The organism is Micromonospora lacuserhaii, from assembly GCF_036902735.1.
In the GTDB taxonomy this organism is placed as follows: Bacteria; Actinomycetota; Actinomycetes; order Mycobacteriales; family Micromonosporaceae; genus Micromonospora.
In genome coordinates, this window is record NZ_JBAKHO010000010.1 from 24353 (window position 1) to 41861 (window position 17509).

Here is a 17509-nt window from a genome sequence, read left to right on the forward strand (position 1 = left end):
GCCCGGCTCAGAACACCTTGCCCGGGTTGAACAGTCCCGCCGGGTCCAGCGCCGCCTTGATCGACTGGTGTACCCGGATCCCGACCGGCCCGATCTCGCGGGCCAGCCAGTCCCGCTTGAGCAGCCCGACGCCGTGCTCTCCGGTGCAGGTGCCGCCGAGGTCGAGGCCCAGCCGCATGATCTCGTCGAACGCCCGCCGGCCCCGCTCGAGGCTCGCCGGGTCGGCCCGGTCGACCACGATGTTGGGGTGCATGTTGCCGTCCCCGGCGTGCCCGACCACGCCGATCGGCACGTCGCACTCCTTGGCGATCCGGGCCACCCCGTCCAGCAGCGCGGCCAGCGACCCGCGCGGCACCGCCACGTCGTCGATGACCAGGCCGCCGTTGCCGCCGGGGAAGGCCTCGGCGGCGAACTTCTCCATCGCCGGATGGGCCAGCCGGCGGGCCTGGAGCAGTGCCGCCGCCTCGACCGCGTCGGTGGCCGCGTACACCTCCTCGGCGCCGGCCGCCTCGCACACCTCGGCGATCCGGGCCAGGTCGTCCGCCGCCCGGGCGCCGGTGTCGGTGGCGGCCAGCAGCAACGCCTGCGCGTCGGTACGCAGCCCCATCGGCCGGTACGCCTCGATCGCCCGCAGGTGGGTGCGGTCCAGCAACTCCAGCAGGCTGGGGGTGAGCCCCTTCGCCGCGATGTCGGCCACCGCCGCGCCGGCCTCGGCGGTGGAGCCGAAGACCGCCACCATGGTGAGGGACTCCTCCGGGGCGGGGCGCAGCGACACGGTCACCTCGGTGATCACCCCGAGGGTGCCCTCGGAGCCCACGAAGAGCCGGGTCAGGTCGTAACCGGCGACGCCCTTGGCGGTGCGCCGGCCGGTGCGCAGCACCTCGCCGGAGGCGAGCACCACCTCCAGGCCGAGCACGTACTCGGTGGTCACCCCGTACTTGACGCAGCACATGCCGCCGGCGTTGGTGGAGACGTTGCCGCCGATGGTGGACGACTCCCAGGAGCCCGGGTCCGGCGGGTAGTAGAGCCCGTGCCGGCGGACCGCTCCGGCCAGCGTCGCGTTGACCACGCCGGGCTGCACCACCGCGATCCGGCTCACCGGGTCGATCTCCCGGATCTCGTCCATCGCCACGGTGCTCAGCACGACCGCGCCGTCGACCGCGTTGGCCGCACCGGCCAGCCCGGTCCGCGCCCCCTGCGGCACCACGGGTACGCCGTGCCGGGCCGCCGCCCGGACCACGGCGACCACCCCCTCGGTGTCGCGCGGACGGACCACCACCAGCGGGACGCCGGCCGCGCACAGGTCGGCCTCGTCGCGCTGGTGCACGCGGAGCAGGTCCGGGTCGGTGAGGACGGCGTCGTCACCGAGCGCGGCCCGCAGGTCGTCGAGGAGGGGGGTTCCGGCCATGGGGGAGAGGCTAACCGGCGGCTAGATTGGCCGCCATGCTGTACGTGGACCGGCCCGCCTGGCCGTGGCGGGGGCGGCTCTGGTCCCATTTGATCAGCGACGTCTCCCACGCCGAGTTGCACGCCTTCGCCGAGGCGCTCGGCGCCCCCCGCCGCGCCTTCGACCGGGACCACTACGACATCCCGGCCGAACGCTTCCCGGCGGCGGTCTGGCTCGGCGCCCGGGTCGTGCCCAGCCGGGAGATCGTCCGCCTGCTGCGCGACTCGGGCCTGCGCCGGCCCAAGCACCTCAGCGCAGGGCGGCCAGTTCGCGGCTGAGGTTGGCGCGGGCGCGGGGTTCCCACTCCCGGGCCAGCGGGGGCAGCCGGTAGAGCGCGGGCAGGGCCAGCAGGGACGCCAGCACCCGGGCCCGGCCGTCCCGGAAGTCCGGCTCGGCCACGTGGGCGTACTCCTGGCGGACGGCGGCGGCGTACGCGTCGTACTCCGGTGGCGGTGCGGCCAGGACGGCCAGGTCGGCGTCGCAGAGCAGCGCGCCGTCGGGGTCGCCGGCGGCGACCGCGTGCCCGGCGGTGAGCAGCACCAGCCGGCGGACCTCGGCCACCGCGGCGGCCGGCGTCCCGAGCCCGGTCAGCAGGGCACCGGCCAGTTCGGCGCTGTCCCGCTCGTTGGCGTCCCCGGCGGCCCTCGGGTCGTAGACCGCGTCGTGGCACCAGGCGGCCAGCCGGACCAGCTCCGGCCGCGGGGCCAGCCCGGCGTACGCGTCGACCACGTCCAGCACGGCGGTCAGGTGGTCGACGGTGTGGTAACGCCGGTGCGGCTCCCGCCACCGGGCCAGCAGTTCCGCGCCGGCGGCCGTCAGCGCCGTCCCGTCGGTCGCCCCGGCGGCCGTCAGCGCCGTCCCGTCGGTCGCCCCGGCTTCCCGCGCCGCGGCCCGCCAGCGGTCGATCAACTCCGTCACCCCGTCGAGTCTGCCCGAGTCCCGAGGATTCACCTTCGCCGGTCCGGGTAGTCCCCGCCATGGCCGTGGCCCGGGACCGACGACCGTCGTTGATGCGGCGTGTCGTCCTGCGCGACGGCGCGGGGGACGTCGACTCCGCCCGGATCGCCGAGGCGGTGGAGGAGTTGCGGCACAAGAGCAAGGCCACCCTGCACGACCGGCTGCACCGGGTCCGGATGGCGCTGGGGCTGGCCGTGCAGGCCGGGCTGGCCGCCGCGCTGTCCTGGATCGTGTCGCACGACTTCCTGCACAACCCGCAGCCGGTCTTCGCGCCGATCTCCGCGGTCGGCACCCTGGCCGCCTCGGTCGGCCAGCGGCTGCGCCGGACGGTCGAGCTGATCATCGGGGTGGCGGTCGGGGTGGCCCTCGGCGACGGGCTGATCTATCTGCTCGGCACCGGCGGCTGGCAGCTCGGCCTGGTGGTGACCGCGGCGATCCTGCTGACCATCTTCTTCGGCGCCAGCGTGGCCATCGTGATCCAGGCGGCGGCCACCGCGGTGCTGATCGTCACGCTCAGCCCGTCAACCCAGAACCTCGAACTGCCCCGCTTCGTCGACGCCTTCATCGGCGGCGGGATCGCGCTGCTGGTGACGGCGATCCTGCTGCCGCTCAACCCGCTGCGGGTGATCAACCGGGCGGCCCGGCCGGCGCTGGACCTGCTCGCCGTTCAGCTCGACGTGACCGCCGAGGCGCTGCGCAAGCGGGACCGCGGCAGCGCCCAACAGGCGCTGGAACGGCTCCGCGAGAACAAGGAGGAGCTGGCCACCTTCAGCGAGGCGATCGAGGGCGCGAAGGAGACCGCCACCCTCTCCCCGGCCCGCTGGCACCGGCGCAGCGAACTCACCCACTACGCGGAGGCGGCTGAGCCGATCGACCGGGCGATGCGCAACAGCGGCACCCTGATCCGGCGCTCGGTCACCATGATCGAGGACGAGGAGCCGATCCCCGAGCCGATGCCCGACGCGGTGGCCCACCTGGCGGAGGCGGTCCGGCTGCTGCGGCACGAGTTCGCCGTCGGCGAGGAGCCGGAGAAGGCGCGGGAGCGCTCGCTGCGCGCCGTCAGCGAGGCCGGCCGGGCGTACGGGCAGGGGGTCGGCTTCTCCGGCAGCGTGGTGATCGCCCAGGTGAGGACCACCGCCAGTGACCTGATGGTGGCCTCCGGCATCGAGCAGGAGGAGGCGAACCGGCTGGTCCGCCAGTCCTTCGGCAACCAGGAGCCGGCGCAAAGTGGCCAGGCCGAGCCGACCGCCGCCCCGAAGCCGCCCACCGCCCCACCGGTGGGCTGATCCGCGGCCGCGCCGCCCGCCGTGCCGTTCGGGGACGGCACGACGGGACCGTCGACTCAGCGCAGCGCGGCGAGGCCGGCCAGCAGCCGGTCCACGTGCTCTTCGGTGCTGCCCAGCCCGACGCTCGCCCGCAGCGCGGTCGGTGGCAGGTCGGTTCGCCCGCTGCGCGCCGCCGCCTCGGCCAGCAGTCGCCGGGCCAGCGGGTGGGCGCAGAACAGCCCGTCGCGGACCCCGACGCCGTCCCGGGCCAGCGCGGCGGCGACCTCGGCGGAGTCCCGGCCGGCCAGCACGAACGACACGATGCCGACCCGGGGCGCGTCCGGGCCGAAGGTGCGCAGCTCCACCGCGTCGGGCAGGGCGGCCAGCCCGTTGCGGAGCCGGGCCAGCAGCCGCTGCTCGTGGGCGTGCAGCGCGGCCCGGTCCGCGCCGGCCAGCGCGGCGCAGACCGCGGCCAGGGCCACCGCGCCGAGCAGGTTGGGCGTACCGCCCTCGTGGCGGGCCGGGCCGGTGGTCCAGCGCACCTCGTGGGTGGCGGCGCCGACGTGGCTGGTCGCGCCCCCACCGGCCAGGTACGGCGGGGCGGTGTCCAGCCAGTCCGCCCGGCCGAGCAGCACCCCGGCGCCGAACGGTGCGTACAGCTTGTGCCCGGAGACGGCGAGGTAGTCGACGTCCAGCGCGGCCACGTCCACCGAAGCGTGCGGGGCGAGCTGGGCGGCGTCGACCACGATCCGGGCGCCGTGCCGGCGGGCCGTCCGGGCCAGCTCGGCCAGCGGCCAGCGTTCCCCGGTCACGTTGCTCGCCCCGGTGACCGCGACCAGCACGGGCAGCGCCGAACCGGCCCCCCGGCGCAGCTCGGCCAGGGCGGCGTCCAACGCCCGGACGGCCGCGCCGGGGCTCTGCGGCACCGGCAGCCGGACCGAGCCGCGCGGCCAGGGCAGCAGGTTGGCGTGGTGCTCCCCGGCGAAGGTGACCACGGTGGTGCCGGCGGGCAGCGCCCGGGCCAGCAGGTTGAGCGCGTCGGTGGTGTTCCGGGTGAAGATCACGTGGTCGCCGGCGCGGGCGCCGAGGAAGTCACCGACGGTCTGCCGGGCCCGCTCGTAGGCGAGCGTGCAGCGCCGCGACAGCGCCCCGGCGCCGCGGTGCACGCTGGCGTACCAGGGCAGCAGTTCGGCCACCGCGTCGGCGGCGGCCCGCGCGCAGGGCGCGCTGGCGGCGTGGTCCAGGTTGACCTGCCCGGGTACGCCGAGCACGGCGAGCGGGTCCGCGACGGCCGGCGCGGGCGCGGGCGCGGGCGGAACGAGGGTGATGGTCATCGGGCACCTCCGGGGTCCAGGGACCCCGGGTGTGGGCACACCGGGACGGGGTCCGCGCTTGCCCAGCACGAGGATCGGGCCGGGCCCGGTCATCACCCGGGGCACCCCACCGCGAACAACGAGGGTTGCCGGCCAGCAAGCCGGGGCTTGACGCTGGCACTCGTGACCTCCCCGCAGCATAACCACCCGCCGAGGGCCCGGCCCAGTGGGTCGCGGATGACTACGCTGACCGCATGGCCGACACCCCGCCCGGCGGGCCCCCGCCGCCGCCGACCGCGCCCGCCGTCCCCTCGTCGGGCGCTGCCGCACCCCGGATGCCGCTGCGCCGACGGGGCTGGCCGCGAATCCTCGTGCTGGTCGGGGTGGTGCTGCTGATCGCCGCCTGCGCGGTCTACATGCTCTACACGCTCGGCTCCAACCTCGGCCTGGACGCGCTGCTGATCGGCGTCGCCGCCGCCGTCCTGCCGGTGCCGGTCCTGGTCGCCTGCTTCCTCTGGCTGGACCGGTACGAGCCGGAGCCACTGAAATACCTGATCTTCTGCTTCCTCTGGGGTGCCTTCGTCTCTACCGCGGCGTCGCTGCGGGTCAACGAGACCGCCGCCGCCCTGTTCAAGGACTGGGGGCTCTCCTCCGCGCTGACCGGCGTGCTGGTGGCCCCGTTCATCGAGGAGCTGACCAAGGCGCTCGGCCCGATCCTGCTGCTGGTCTTCCGCCGCCGGGAGTGGTCCGGCATCACCGACGGCCTGGTCTACTGCGGGCTCTCGGCGGTCGGGTTCGCCATGGTGGAGAACATCCTCTACCTGGGCGGCTACGGCTACGCCTCGGGCGCCGACCAGTGGGGCCCGGCCACCGGCGTCCGGCAGGTCTTCGCCATCTTCATCACCCGGATCCTGTTCTTCGGCTTCGCCCACCCGCTGTTCACCTCGATGACCGGCGTGGGGCTGGGCATCGCCGCCCGGACGGCCGACCGGCGGGTCCGCATCCTCGCCCCGGCCGCCGGCCTGCTGCTGGCGATGATGCTGCACGGCACCTGGAACCTGCTGCCCACGCTGGTCCAGGCCACCGGCGAGCTGGTGATCTTCATGTACGGGATCGTCGGCCTGATGGTGCCGATCTTCTTCGGCATGGTCGGCTTCGCGGTCTGGCTGCGCGCCTGGGAGGGGCGGCTCACCGAGCGCACCCTGCCGGACTACGTCCGGGCCGGCTGGCTCACCCCACCGGAGGTCGCCACGCTGGGCAGTCTGGGGCGTCGGCACGCGGCCCGCACCTGGGCCCGGCGGGTGGGCGGCGATCCCGGGCTGCGGGCGATGCGCGGCTACCAGTTCGCGGCAACCCGGCTGGCGCTGCTGCGCGACGGGATGCGCCGGGGGCTGGACCGCAAGCCGGCCGATCGGGAGCGGACCCTCCGGGAGGAGCGGGAACTGCTGGAGGCGATCGCGGCGTACCGGACGTTCTTCGCCGGGCGGGATCCGCAGGCGCCGGTCGGGGTCTGGGACGGCCAGCGCTACCACCTGCGCTTCCCGGACGGGTCGCAACGGGCCGTCGAGGCGCCCGACTCCCCGGTGGTGCCGGTCCCGGTGGTGCTCGCCCCGCCCGCCCCCGCGCACCCCGGCTACGGTCCGCCCGGCTGGTACGCCCCGAGCCCGGCCCCGCCCTGGCCGCCCGGCCCCGCCTGACCGACGACTGAGCCCGCCCCCCGCCCGGGGTGGCGGGCTCAGCTCATCAGGCTGGTCATGAAGTCGCCGAGCCCCTGGGCCATCGCCATCAGGGCCGCCCCGATCCCCTTGAACATCTGCGCCGCGCCGTCCGGGCGGAACGCCATGAAGTAGATCAGGAAGGCGACGAAGCCCCAGAGCAGCAGCTTCTTCACGAAAACCGGCATCGTCCCTCCCCAGGGCGCTGGACGTGCCTGGCTTCCCGCCGGGAAGCGCCACAAACAGCGCCGCCCGGCGGGTCGGGAACCGGCAGGCTAAAGGTAGAGGCCGGTGTTGCCGGTGGTGTCGGTCTCCACTCGCTCGGCGGCGACGGCGTGCACGTCCCGCTCGCGGAGCAGGACGTACCCCCGGCCGTGCAGCTCGACCTCGGAGCGGTCGTCGGGGTCGAAGAGCACCCGGTCGCCGGCCACGATCGCCCGGACGTGTGGCCCCACCCCGACGGCGGTCGCCCACGCCAACCGCTTGCCGACGGCGGCGGTGGCCGGGATCACGATGCCGGCGGTGGAGCGGCGCTCGCCCTCGTTGCCCTCCACCCGCACCAGGACGCGGTCGTGCAGCATGCGGATCGGCAGGCCGGAGTCGAGGTTCTGGTCGGCGGTCACGCAGAGACGCTACCGCGTGCGGTGTGCCCGTTCGCCTGGTGGTTGAGGGGAGTCGGCGCGGGGCACAGTGTGGCGGAACTGCCCTACGGTGACGGCTGTCGGACATACCCTGTCCGGACCGTCGTCGTGGGCGGCCTGGTTCGTTCCTGAGGAGGTGCGCTTGAGCCGCTTCGAGCGGGTACGCGGTCGGCTCCGCCACGCGTACGAGTCCGGACGGGAGTCGGTGCGCGCGGGTCGCGCCGACCACGCCGACGTTCCCGAGGAAGCCGGTGTCGCCTCGCCGGCCGTGCCCGGGCCGGAGGCGCCCCCGTCGGCGACCGTGGTCGGCGCGCCGCCCCCGGCGGCCATGCACAACTCCACCTCCAGCCGGGACGACGCCGACGTCCCGCACGCGCTGCGGATCGCCGCCGCGTGGTCCTGGCGGCTGATCGTCATCGGCGTGGTGACCTGGGCGCTGCTGAAGATCGTCGGCACCATCAGCATCGTGATCATCCCGCTGGCGGTGGCGCTGCTGCTGTCGGCGCTGCTGGCGCCGGCGGTGGGCTGGCTGCTCAGGGCGCGGTTTCCGAGGTCGTTGGCGACCGCGGTGGTGCTGGTCGGCGGGCTCGCCGCGGTGGTCGGCACGCTGACCCTGGTGGTGAACGAGTTCATCCAGGGCGTGCCCGAGCTGAGCAAGAAGTCGTCGGAGGGCGTCCGGCAGATCCAGGACTGGCTCAAGACCGGCCCGCTGCACCTCTCCGACAGCCAGCTCAACCGCTACATCGACGAGGCGCAGGGCTGGATCAACGGCAACACCGAGAAGTTCACCAGCGGGGCGGTCTCCACCGCGGCCACCCTGGCCGAGCTGCTGACCGGCACGGTGCTGGTGCTCTTCGCCACGTTCTTCTTCCTGCGCGACGGCAACAGGATCTGGCGGTTCCTGGTCCGGCTGCTGCCGGTGGCGGCCCGGTGGAAGGTGGACGACGCCGGCCGGGCGTCCTGGGCCACGCTCGGGGCCTACGTCCGGGCCACCGTCCTGGTGGCCTTCATCGACGCGGTGGGCATCGGCATCTTCCTGGTCATCTTCGACGTCCCGTTCGCGTTCCCGCTGGCCGCGCTGGTCTTCCTGGGCGCGTTCATCCCGATCGTCGGCGCCGCGCTCTCCGGTGTCGTGGCGGTGCTGGTGGCGCTGGTCGACAGCGGCCCGGTGACCGCGCTGATCATCCTGGGCGTGGTGATCGGTGTGCAGCAGGTGGAGGGGCACCTGCTGCAGCCGCTGATCATGGGCCGCGCGGTGGCCATCCACCCGCTCGCGGTGATCATCGGGATCGCCGCCGGGGTGGTGCTGGCCGGCATCACCGGCGCGCTGGTCGCCGTCCCGCTGATCGCGGTGCTCAACACCGCCGTCCGTCGGCTCGCCGCCCGGACGGTCCCGGACACCCCGCCGGACGCCGTGGTCGTCGCCTCCCAGGCGCCCTGACCCGTTCCACCTCGTCGAGATCCGCGCGGCCCACTCAGGGGCGCGCGGATCTCGCGCGTTCAGGCCTTGGCGAGGCGTTCGAGCGCGCCGCGGGCCACCTCGGGGCGGGTGGTGTACCAGAACGGGGGGAGCGAGCGGCGCAGGAACGGGCCGTAGCCGCGGGCCGTCTCCAGTCGGGAGTCGAGCACCGCCACCACGCCCCGGTCGCCGGTGGCTCGGATCAGCCGGCCCACCCCCTGGGCCAGCCGGACCGCCGCGATCGGCACGCTCACCGCGGCGAAACCGGAGCCGCCCCCGGCGTCCACCGCCGCCGCCCGGGCCGCCGCGAGCGGCTCGTCGGGGCGGGGGAAGGGCAGCCGGTCGATCACCACGAGCTGGCACGCGTCGCCCGGCACGTCCACCCCCTGCCAGAGCGACATCACCCCGAACAGGCAGCTGGACCGCTCCTCGCGGAACCGGCGGACCAGCAGCGGCAGCGCCTCCTCGCCCTGGAGCAGCACCGGCAGGTCGGTCCGCGCCCGGAGCAGCTCCGCGGCCTGCTGCGCGGCCCGTCGCGAGGAGAAGAGCCCGAGGGTACGACCACCGAGCGCGCCGACCAGCCCCAGCAGCTCCTCGCCGGCCGCCTCGGGCAGCCCCGACACGCTGGGGCGGGGCAGGTGCGCGGCGACGTAGAGGATGCCCTGCCGGGCGTAGTCGAACGGGGAGCCGACGTCCAGCGAGCGCCAGCCCGGCCCCTCGGTGGCGGGAACCACCCCGGTGGCGGCCCTGCTGCCCGCAGTGGTGGCCACCGCGCCGGCGGTCGGCGTGTCACCACGCGGCACCGCGCCGGTCGACCGGCCGGCCGAGGCGGTGGCCATCGCGGCGGCGGCCGGGGACGGCGGTGCGGGTGCGGGCGCGTCCAGCCCCAGCGCCCGGGCCACCGTGTCGAACCGCCCGCCCAGCGCCAGGGTCGCCGAGGTGGCCACCACGGTGCGCTCGTCGTACAGGTGGGTGGCGAGGGTCCCGGCGACCGAGAGCGGCGCCACCACCAGCGCCCGACGGCTGCCGTTCTCCGGCTTCTCCACCCAGGCCACGTCGTGGTCGCCCTCCTCCAGCAGCCGCTGGGCGGTGGTGGAGAGTTCGTCCAGCGCCGCCTTGGCCTGCTGCTTGCGCACCGGGTCCGGGTCGTCGGACTTGATGTCGCCGATCGCCTCGAGCGCGGCCCGGGTGGCGGCGTCCAGCAGGGTGCACGCCTCGCGCAGCGCGGCCGGCAGCCCGCCGGTGAGCCGCCCGGCGGGCGCCTCGGCCAGCCCCACGGCGAGCGCGTCGCCGGCCTCGGTGAGCCGCTCGGCGACGTCCGGCCGCAGCAACGGCCGGGCCCGCCGGGCGGACCGGTCGATCAGCTCCGGGACCAGCTCGGCCTGGGCGGCGGAGGAGACCCGGTCGGCCAGCTCGTGCGCCTCGTCGACGATCAGCAGCTTGTGCGGCGGCACGATGTGCCGGCCGGCGAGCATGTCCACCGCGAGCAGGCTGTGGTTGGTGACCACGATGTCGGCCTCCCGGGCCCGGGCCCGGGACGCCTCGGCGAAGCACTCCTGGCCGAACGGGCAGCGGGTGGCGCCGACGCACTCCCGGGCCGGCATGGAGACCAGCCGCCAGGCCTGGTCGTCGACGCCCGGGTCCAGCTCGTCGCGGTCGCCGGTGGCGGTCTCCTCCGCCCAGTCGCGCAGCCGCTGGACCTGCTTGCCGAGCCGGCCGGCCTCGCCCAGCCACTTCGTCTGACCGGCGGGCCGGGCGGCCGGGGCGTCGAAGAGGGTGTCCTCCGGCTCCTCCTCGGTGGAGTTGTCCAGCCGGGCCAGGCAGAGGTAGTGGTGCCGGCCCTTGAGCACGGCGAAGGTGGGTCGGCGACCGAGCAGCGGCTCCACCGCGTCGGCGAGCCGGGGCAGGTCGTGGTCGACCAGCTGGGACTGCAACGCCAGGGTGGCGGTGGAGACCACCACCGGCCCGTCCACGGTCAGCGCCGGGGCGAGGTACGCCAGCGACTTGCCGGTGCCGGTGCCGGCCTGGACCAGCAGGTGCTCGCGGGTGGCGACGCTGCGTTCGATCGCCTCGGCCATCTGCTGCTGACCCGGGCGGGCGGCCCCGCCGGGCACCGCGCCGACCGCTGCGGTGAGCAGCTCGCTGCCGCTGGGCCGGTCGCCCCGACGCCGGCCGGAGCGAGCCGACGGGGTGGCGGAACCGGTGGCGGTGCGGGGCGGAGTCACCGTGAGACGGTACCCGCCGCGGCCGACAGCGGGCGCGCCGCCGCCCCGCGCGGAATACCCGATCGTGACCGGTTGCGACCGTGCGGCGACGCGTGGGCGGAATCGGTTAGGGTGCGACTCATGCCGAGCGATGTGGTCCGAGTGATCTACCGCAAGTACGACGGCAGCGCCCACCGCGACTACCCGGCCCGCCGCCTCGCCGAGGACGACCTCGGGGTCTGGCTGGGCGTGCCCGCCGGCACCGAGTCGGTCTACCACGGCCGGCCGTCGGTCGAGCAGATCCCGTTCGTCCTGCTGGTGCCGCACCACGGCTGGTGGACGGGGATGTTCAACCCGCCCCCGCGGACCAGCGAGGTCTACTGCGACATCGCCACCCCGGCCCGCTGGGAGGGCGACGACACGGTGCACCTGGTCGACCTCGACCTGGACGTGGTGCGCCGGCGGGCCACCGGCCTGGTCGAGCTGCGCGACGAGGACGAGTTCGCCGAGCACCGGGAGCGCTTCGGCTACCCGGACGACGTGGTCGTCGAGGCCGAGCGGGCGGCCGGGTGGCTCTTCGGCGCGCTCGGCGACGGCACCGAGCCGTTCGCCACGTCGTACCGGAAGTGGCTCGCCCTGGTGGTCTGAGCCGGCGCTGGGCCACCCGGCCCGTCGGTGGTCAGCCGTCGACCCTGTCGAACTGTGGCAGGTCGTGCAGCTTGTCCGGGTTGAGCTGGTTGAAGATGCCGGTGATCCGCCCCTCGTGCACCGCGAAGGCGGTGACCAGCCGCAGTACCCGACCGTCGGGGTACGCGCCCTCGAACTGCAGGCCGAGCGCGCCGTTCACCAGCACCGGCCGGGCCCGGACCGGCTGGTCGTACCGGCCGGCCCGGCGGAACAGGCCGAGGGTGAAACGGGCCACCGGGTCGGCCCCGGTGACCGGCCGGCGGGCCGCCGGGAAGTGCCCGCCGCTGTCGCCGATCAGCACCACGTCCGGAGCCAGCACCCGCATCAGGGCGGCCAGGTCGCCCGACTCGGTGGCGGCTACGAAGGCGGCCACCACCCGCTGCTGCTCGGCGGCGTCGGCGGTGTGCCGGGGAGCCTGCGGGGCCTGCACCGCCCGGCGGGCCCGGGAGGCGAGCTGCCGGGCCGCCTCCGGGGTGGTCTCCAGCGCCTCGGCGATCCGGGCGAACGGCACGGCGAAGACGTCGTGCAGGACGAAGGCGACCCGCTGCTCCGGGGTGAGTCGTTCCAGCACCACCAGCAACGCGGTGCCGACCTGGTCGCGGCGGACCGCCCGGTCGGCGGGGTCGGGGGCGAACCCGTCGGTGGCGGGGGTGGCGCCGGGCAGCGCCACCAGCGGCTCCGGCAGCCACTGCCCGGGGTACGTCTCCCGGCGTACCCGGGCGGAGCGGAGCACGTCCAGGCAGATCCGGGCGCAGGTGGTGGTGAGCCAGCCGCCGAGGTGCCGGACCTCGGCGCGGGCGGCCGGGTCGGCGAGCGCCCCCGCGTACCGCAGCCAGGTCTCCTGGACGGCGTCCTCCGCCTCGCTGCGGCTGCCCAGCATCCGGTACGCCACCGCCATCAGGCGCCCGCGCTCCGCCTCGAACTCCGCCCCGAACTCCGTCGCCAGCTCCACGGTCGTCCCACCCTCCCCGTCGGGCACACATTCTCCCCATTGCACAAGACGTCTCGGCGCCCCGAAACGTGACACCGTCGCCCGCGCCCCTCGCCCTTTTCACGATCCGCGCAACTTCCCGGCGGCGGGGGTGGGAGGGGAGGGTGGGGCCGCCTCGGGAGGCGGGGGTGGGCGGGGTGGGTGAGGATCGGGGGATGGGCACTGTCGAAGGATCGGAGTTCGTGGCGCCGAGGGGTGGCACGATGCGGGACCTGCTGCGGGTCCCGGCGGACGGCACCGCGGTGGACCTGGGGGCGATCGACCCCCGGTCGACCCCCGGCCTGCCCGGCGCGGCCGGGAAGGGCGGCGAGCGCAAGGCCTGGGCGCGGGAGCAGGTCGCGTTGATCGGCGCGGAGCTGGGCCGGCAGCAGGAGATGCTCTTCGCCACCGCCAAGGCGGCCGCGGAGCCCGAGGCCCCCGCCTCGGCCCCCACCTCGGGTGGCCCGGAGCTGGACGGGGACCGGCCGAGGCGGGTGCTGCTGGTGCTCCAGGCGATGGACTGCGGCGGCAAGGACGGCACGGTCAAGCGGGTGGCCGGCGCGATGAACCCGCTCGGCCTGCACATCCGCTCGTTCGGCCCGCCGACCGGGGAGGAGTTGGCGCACGACTTCCTCTGGCGGATCCGGCGGGCGCTGCCCCCGCCCGGGTACGTCGGCGTCTTCAACCGGTCGCACTACGAGGACGTGCTGGTGGCCCGGGTCGGGTCCCTGGTGCCGGAGGCCACCTGGCGGGCCCGGTACGACGAGATCAACGCCTTCGAGCGGGAGCTGGCCGACGGCGCCCTGACCGTGGTCAAGGTGATGCTGCACATCTCCCGCGACGAGCAGGCCGCGCGGCTGATGGAACGGCTGACCGACCCGACGAAGCACTGGAAGTACAACCCGAGCGACCTGGACTCGCGGGCCCGTTGGGACGACTACCAGGCGGCGTACGCGGAGGCGTTGGCCCGGTGCGACACGGACGCCGCGCCCTGGTTCGTGGTCCCGGCGGACCGCAAGTGGTACCGGGACTGGGCGGTCGCCCACCTGCTGCGGGAGACGTTCGAGGGCCTTGATCTGGGGTATCCGGCTGCCGGTTTCGACGTGGAGCGGGAGCGCCAACGGTTGCGGAGCGGGGATGAGCGGGCCAAGGTGAACGGCGGGTGAACGACCGGTAAACCGGGTCTGACCTGGGGTGGGCCGATCGATGCCCGATTCCGGGGTGTACCTAGCATGCCCTTCAGCGGACGTCTCGACGGCGTCGGCCACCCTTCCACCGACACGACGAGGTCCGTGCTGTGAAGTTTTCCTTCCGTCCCACCGAGGGCGCCTTCTACGAGCTCTTCACCAGGGCCGCGCAGAACCTGGTGAAGGGCACCGAACTGCTCAACGAGCTGGCCCTGCCCGGCGTCGACGTGCAGTCGGTGAGCGAGCGGCTGACCGAGGTCGAGCACGACAGCGACCAGATCACCCACGAGCTCTACAAGAAGATCAACTCCACCTTCATCACCCCGTTCGACCGGGAGGACATCTACCGTCTGGGCTCGCTGCTCGACGATGTGATGGACCACCTGGAGGCGGTCGGCAACCTGCTCTACCTGTACGGCCTGACCAAGCTGCCGGCGCTCCCGCGGGAACTGCACGAGCTGGTCAACGTCCTCGACCAGCAGGCCAAGCTCACCGCGGACGCGATGCCCCGGCTGAAGTCGATGAAGGACCTCGAGGAGTACTGGATCGAGTGCAACCGGCTCGAGAACGACGGTGACCAGGCGTACCGGATGCTCCTGGTCCGGCTCTTCTCCGGCGAGTACGACGCGCTGACCGTGCTGAAGATGAAGGAGGTCGCCGACGAGCTGGAGGCCGCCTGCGACGCCTTCGAGCACGTGGCCAACACCGTCGAGACCATCACGGTCAAGGAGTCCTGAACCCGTGAGTCCCGAACTCATCGCCGTCCTGGCGGTGATCATCGCCGCGATGGCGTTCGACTACACGAACGGTTTCCACGACGCCGCGAACGCGATCGCCACCAGCGTCTCCACCCGGGCCCTGACACCCCGGATCGCCCTGCTGCTGGCCGCGGTCGGCAACTTCATCGGCGCCCACTTCGGCGCAGGCGTGGCCAAGACCGTCGGCGACGGGCTGGTCACGCTCCCAACCGGGGTGGCCAGCCTGGGGGTGGTCTTCGCCGGGGTGCTCGGCGCCATCGCCTGGAATCTGATCACCTGGTACTTCGGCCTGCCCTCGTCCTCCTCGCACGCCCTCTTCGGCGGGCTGGTCGGGGCGACGCTGCTGGCCACCGGCGGCGTGGTGCAGTGGGCCAACATCGGCCAGAAGGTCATCCTGCCGATGGTGCTCTCGCCGATCGTCGGCCTCACCCTCGGTTACCTGCTGATGCTGGCCATCCTCTGGGCGTTCCGGAAGGGGCAGCCGGGCAAGCTCAACCGGGGCTTCCGCTGGGCGCAGACCGCCTCGGCGGCGGCCATGTCGGTCGGTCACGGTATGCAGGACGCCGCGAAGACGATGGGCATCATCGTGCTGGCCCTCTACACCGGTGGCTACCAGGACGACAAGACGCACATCCCCGGCTGGGTGTTCTGGACGTCGGCGACCATGCTGGCGCTCGGCACCTACTCCGGCGGCTGGCGGATCATCCGTACCCTCGGCCGCAAGATCATCGACCTGGGCCCGCCGGAGGGCTTCGCCGCCGAGACGGTGGCCAGCGCGGTGCTCTACTTCAACGCCCTGGTGCTGAAGGCGCCGATCTCCACCACCCACACGATCACCTCCGCGATCATGGGTGTGGGCGCCACCAAGCGGCTCTCCGCGGTCCGCTGGAACGTCGCCGGCAACATCGTGATCGCCTGGATCATCACGTTCCCGGCGGCCGCGCTGATCGCCTGCCTCGCCTACCTGCTGGTCCGGCCGCTGTTCTGAGCGTCCGCACGCCGGCACGAGGGGTTCCCCGCCACGGCGGGGGACCCCTCAGGGGTACTCGACCCCGATCTGCTCCCGGATGGCGTCCAGCAGCGCCAGCACCTCCAGCGTCACCGAGTGCGGCACCAGCGGGCTCTCCGTCAGCCCGGCGGCCAGGCAGCGCTGCACCTCGGCCGCCTCGTGCTGGTAGCCGCCGCCGACCAGCTCCGCGGTGATCGTCTCCGGCTCGGCGTCGGCCCGGTGCAGCACCGCCGCGGCGGGCCGGTAGAACGGCTCGGGCAGGTCGATCCGGCCGGTGGTGCCGGTGACGGCGGCGGTGACCGCGGTCGCCCCGACCATCCCGCAGCTCAGCGTGGCCACCTCCCCCGAGTCGTAGCCGAGGACGATGCCGGTGTTGGCGTCCACGCCCTCCGGGGTCAGCTTCGCCCAGGCGTGCACGTGCTCGGGCACCCCGAGCAGCAGGTGGGCCAGGCTCAGCGGGTAGACGCCCAGGTCCAGCAGGGCCCCGCCGCCCAGCGCCCGGGCGCGCATCCGGTGCTCCGGCGGGAACGGCCCGGCCGCCCCGAAGTCCGCCCGGACGTGCGTCACCTCGCCGACCGCCCCGTTCGCGACAAGCTGAAGGACCTGGCGGATCATCGGATCACATCGCATCCACATGGCCTCCATCAGGAAGACCCCGCGGGCCCGGGCGAGTTCGACCAGCTCCGCGCCGGTGGCCAGGTCGAGGGTGAACGGCTTCTCCACCAGCACCGCCCGGCCGGCCTCCAGGCAGACCCGGGTCGCCTCGTGGTGGGCCGCGTGCGGGGTGGCCACGTAGATCACGTCCAGCTCGTCGTCGGCGGCCAGTTCCGACCAGGAGCCGTACCACCGGGCGGCGCCGTGCCGGGCGGCGAAGCGCTCGGCGCTCTCCGCCGTGCGCGACCCGACCGCCGCAAGCTCGGCCCCCGGCACCAACCGCAGGTCCTCGGCGAAGCGGCCGGCGATGTGTCCGGTGGCCAGGATCCCCCAACGCGTCATGCCGGCACGCTATCCCGGGCGACCCGGCGGCCGGTCGGGCAGCTCCACCCCTCGGGATCTAGGCTCGCGGGATGACCTTCGACGGCTTCGCCGCACCCCCCGCTCTGGTGGAGCACGCCCGCCGCTTCCGGGCCGAGGGCGGCGTCCCGGCGGTGCCCCGGGTCGCGGCCACCGTGCTGCTGCTCCGACCGGCCGGCGCCGACTTCGAGGTGTACGTCATCCGCCGGGTCGCCGCGATGACCTTCGGCGGGATGTACGCCTTCCCCGGCGGCGGGGTCGACCGGTCCGACTCGGAGGCCCACCTGGACTGGGCCGGCCCGACCCCGGCCGACTGGGCCGGGCGGCTGGGGCTCGCCCCGGACGCCGCCCAGGCCGTGGTCTGCGCCGCCGCCCGGGAGGTCTTCGAGGAGGCCGGCGTGCTGCTGGCCGGCCCGGACACCTCGACCGTGGTGGGCGACGTCAGCGGCGACGAGTGGGAGGCGGCCCGGCAGGACCTGGAGGGGCGCCGGGTGGGCTTCGCCGACCTGCTCGCCGGTCGGCGGCTGACCCTCCGGTCGGACCTGCTGCTGCCCTGGAGCCGGTGGATCACCCCCGAGTTCGAGCCGCGCCGCTTCGACACGTACTTCTTCGTGGCCCTGCTGCCGGAGGGGCAGCGGACCCGGGACGTCTCCGGCGAGGCCGACCACACCATGTGGATCCGCCCGGCGGACGCCCTGGCCCGGGCGGAGGCCGGCGAGCTGACCATGCTCCCGCCCACCCTGGTCACCCTGGCCCAGGTGGTCGCCGCCGGCGACCTGGCCGCGGTGGCGCGCGCCGCCGCCACCCGGGACGCCGCCACCCCGGTGACCCCCCGCCTCGACCTCCCCGAGACCGGCGAGCCGCGGTTCCTGCTCTCCTGACC

16 protein-coding genes, 2 pseudogenes and 1 riboswitch are annotated in these 17509 nt (G+C 74.6%); of the genes and pseudogenes, 9 read left to right on the plus strand and 9 right to left on the minus strand.

Annotated elements, in window-relative coordinates; genetic code table 11:
* Positions 1-7: 7 nt before the first annotated feature.
* Positions 8-1408 (minus strand): FAD-binding oxidoreductase, encoded by a 1401-nt coding sequence (locus V6U81_RS09520; protein ID WP_334486856.1) that lies wholly within the window; start codon positions 1406-1408, stop codon positions 8-10.
* A 35-nt stretch (positions 1409-1443) separates the two neighbouring features.
* On the opposite strand from V6U81_RS09520, the gene V6U81_RS09525 reads away from it, so the two are divergent.
* Positions 1444-1725, plus strand: coding sequence for a DUF4031 domain-containing protein (locus V6U81_RS09525; RefSeq protein WP_334486859.1), 282 nt, complete (start codon positions 1444-1446; stop codon positions 1723-1725).
* Here the strand turns inward: V6U81_RS09525 and V6U81_RS09530 are convergent.
* Positions 1697-2365: an HD domain-containing protein gene (locus V6U81_RS09530; RefSeq protein ID WP_334486862.1), complete on the minus strand. Its 669-nt coding sequence runs from the start codon at positions 2363-2365 to the stop codon at positions 1697-1699. The genes V6U81_RS09525 and V6U81_RS09530 overlap by 29 nt on opposite strands.
* 92 nt (positions 2366-2457) lie before the next feature.
* Here V6U81_RS09530 and V6U81_RS09535 point away from each other — a divergent pair, with 92 nt between their 5' ends.
* Positions 2458-3690, plus strand: coding sequence for an FUSC family protein (locus V6U81_RS09535; RefSeq protein ID WP_334486864.1), 1233 nt, complete (start codon positions 2458-2460; stop codon positions 3688-3690).
* Between the two features lie 56 nt (positions 3691-3746).
* Here V6U81_RS09535 and V6U81_RS09540 read toward each other — a convergent pair whose 3' ends face one another.
* On the minus strand, positions 3747-5003 hold the full coding sequence (locus V6U81_RS09540) for an aminotransferase class V-fold PLP-dependent enzyme (protein ID WP_334486867.1): 1257 nt from the start codon (positions 5001-5003) through the stop codon (positions 3747-3749).
* Between the two features lie 49 nt (positions 5004-5052).
* Positions 5053-5171, minus strand: a riboswitch (SAM riboswitch).
* Positions 5172-5236: 65 nt separating this feature from the next.
* Between V6U81_RS09540 and V6U81_RS09545 the strand changes: the two genes are divergently transcribed.
* Positions 5237-6679 carry a PrsW family intramembrane metalloprotease gene (locus tag V6U81_RS09545; RefSeq protein ID WP_334486869.1) on the plus strand — a complete coding sequence of 481 codons (1443 nt, stop codon included), beginning with the start codon at positions 5237-5239 and terminating at the stop codon, positions 6677-6679.
* Positions 6680-6717: 38 nt separating this feature from the next.
* Here the strand turns inward: V6U81_RS09545 and V6U81_RS09550 are convergent, their stop codons facing one another.
* Positions 6718-6885, minus strand: a complete 168-nt coding sequence (locus tag V6U81_RS09550) for a hypothetical protein (protein WP_334486871.1) — start codon at positions 6883-6885, stop codon at positions 6718-6720.
* Between the two features lie 87 nt (positions 6886-6972).
* The gene (locus V6U81_RS09555; RefSeq protein WP_334486874.1) at positions 6973-7320 is read right to left on the minus strand and encodes a GroES family chaperonin; all 348 of its coding nucleotides are present in this window, start codon (positions 7318-7320) and stop codon (positions 6973-6975) included.
* 160 nt (positions 7321-7480) lie between these two features.
* Between V6U81_RS09555 and V6U81_RS09560 the strand changes: the two genes are divergently transcribed.
* Entirely contained in the window at positions 7481-8779 is a 1299-nt protein-coding gene (locus V6U81_RS09560) for an AI-2E family transporter (protein ID WP_334486876.1), read from the plus strand.
* 59 nt (positions 8780-8838) lie between these two features.
* On the opposite strand, the pseudogene V6U81_RS29155 reads toward V6U81_RS09560, so the two are convergent.
* Both V6U81_RS29155 and V6U81_RS29160 read right to left on the minus strand, forming a co-directional pair.
* A pseudogene (locus V6U81_RS29155) lies at positions 8839-9525 on the minus strand (ATP-dependent DNA helicase); the annotation flags it as partial.
* A 135-nt stretch (positions 9526-9660) separates the two neighbouring features.
* Positions 9661-11022 (minus strand): annotated as a pseudogene (locus tag V6U81_RS29160) (ATP-dependent DNA helicase); the annotation flags it as partial.
* A 120-nt stretch (positions 11023-11142) separates the two neighbouring features.
* Between V6U81_RS29160 and V6U81_RS09570 the strand changes: the two are divergent.
* Complete coding sequence (locus tag V6U81_RS09570) at positions 11143-11649, plus strand: DUF402 domain-containing protein (RefSeq protein WP_334486878.1); 507 nt, start codon at positions 11143-11145, stop codon at positions 11647-11649.
* Between the two features lie 31 nt (positions 11650-11680).
* Here V6U81_RS09570 and sigJ read toward each other — a convergent pair whose 3' ends face one another.
* Positions 11681-12667: an RNA polymerase sigma factor SigJ gene (gene sigJ, locus V6U81_RS09575; RefSeq protein WP_334486880.1), complete on the minus strand. Its 987-nt coding sequence runs from the start codon at positions 12665-12667 to the stop codon at positions 11681-11683.
* A 167-nt stretch (positions 12668-12834) separates the two neighbouring features.
* Between sigJ and V6U81_RS09580 the strand changes: the two genes are divergently transcribed.
* From V6U81_RS09580 to V6U81_RS09590, 3 genes are all read left to right on the plus strand, one after another.
* Positions 12835-13824, plus strand: coding sequence for a PPK2 family polyphosphate kinase (locus V6U81_RS09580; protein ID WP_334486882.1), 990 nt, complete (start codon positions 12835-12837; stop codon positions 13822-13824).
* A 131-nt stretch (positions 13825-13955) separates the two neighbouring features.
* On the plus strand, positions 13956-14582 hold the full coding sequence (locus V6U81_RS09585) for a DUF47 domain-containing protein (RefSeq protein ID WP_334486885.1): 627 nt from the start codon (positions 13956-13958) through the stop codon (positions 14580-14582).
* A gap of 4 nt (positions 14583-14586) precedes the next feature.
* Positions 14587-15591 (plus strand): inorganic phosphate transporter, encoded by a 1005-nt coding sequence (locus V6U81_RS09590; protein ID WP_334486888.1) that lies wholly within the window; start codon positions 14587-14589, stop codon positions 15589-15591.
* 48 nt (positions 15592-15639) lie between these two features.
* On the opposite strand, the gene V6U81_RS09595 is transcribed toward V6U81_RS09590, so the two are convergent.
* Positions 15640-16608: a Gfo/Idh/MocA family protein gene (locus tag V6U81_RS09595; RefSeq protein WP_334486890.1), complete on the minus strand. Its 969-nt coding sequence runs from the start codon at positions 16606-16608 to the stop codon at positions 15640-15642.
* Positions 16609-16679: 71 nt separating this feature from the next.
* Between V6U81_RS09595 and V6U81_RS09600 the strand changes: the two genes are divergently transcribed.
* Complete coding sequence (locus V6U81_RS09600) at positions 16680-17507, plus strand: NUDIX hydrolase (RefSeq protein WP_334486893.1); 828 nt, start codon at positions 16680-16682, stop codon at positions 17505-17507.
* Positions 17508-17509: the final 2 nt, after the last annotated feature.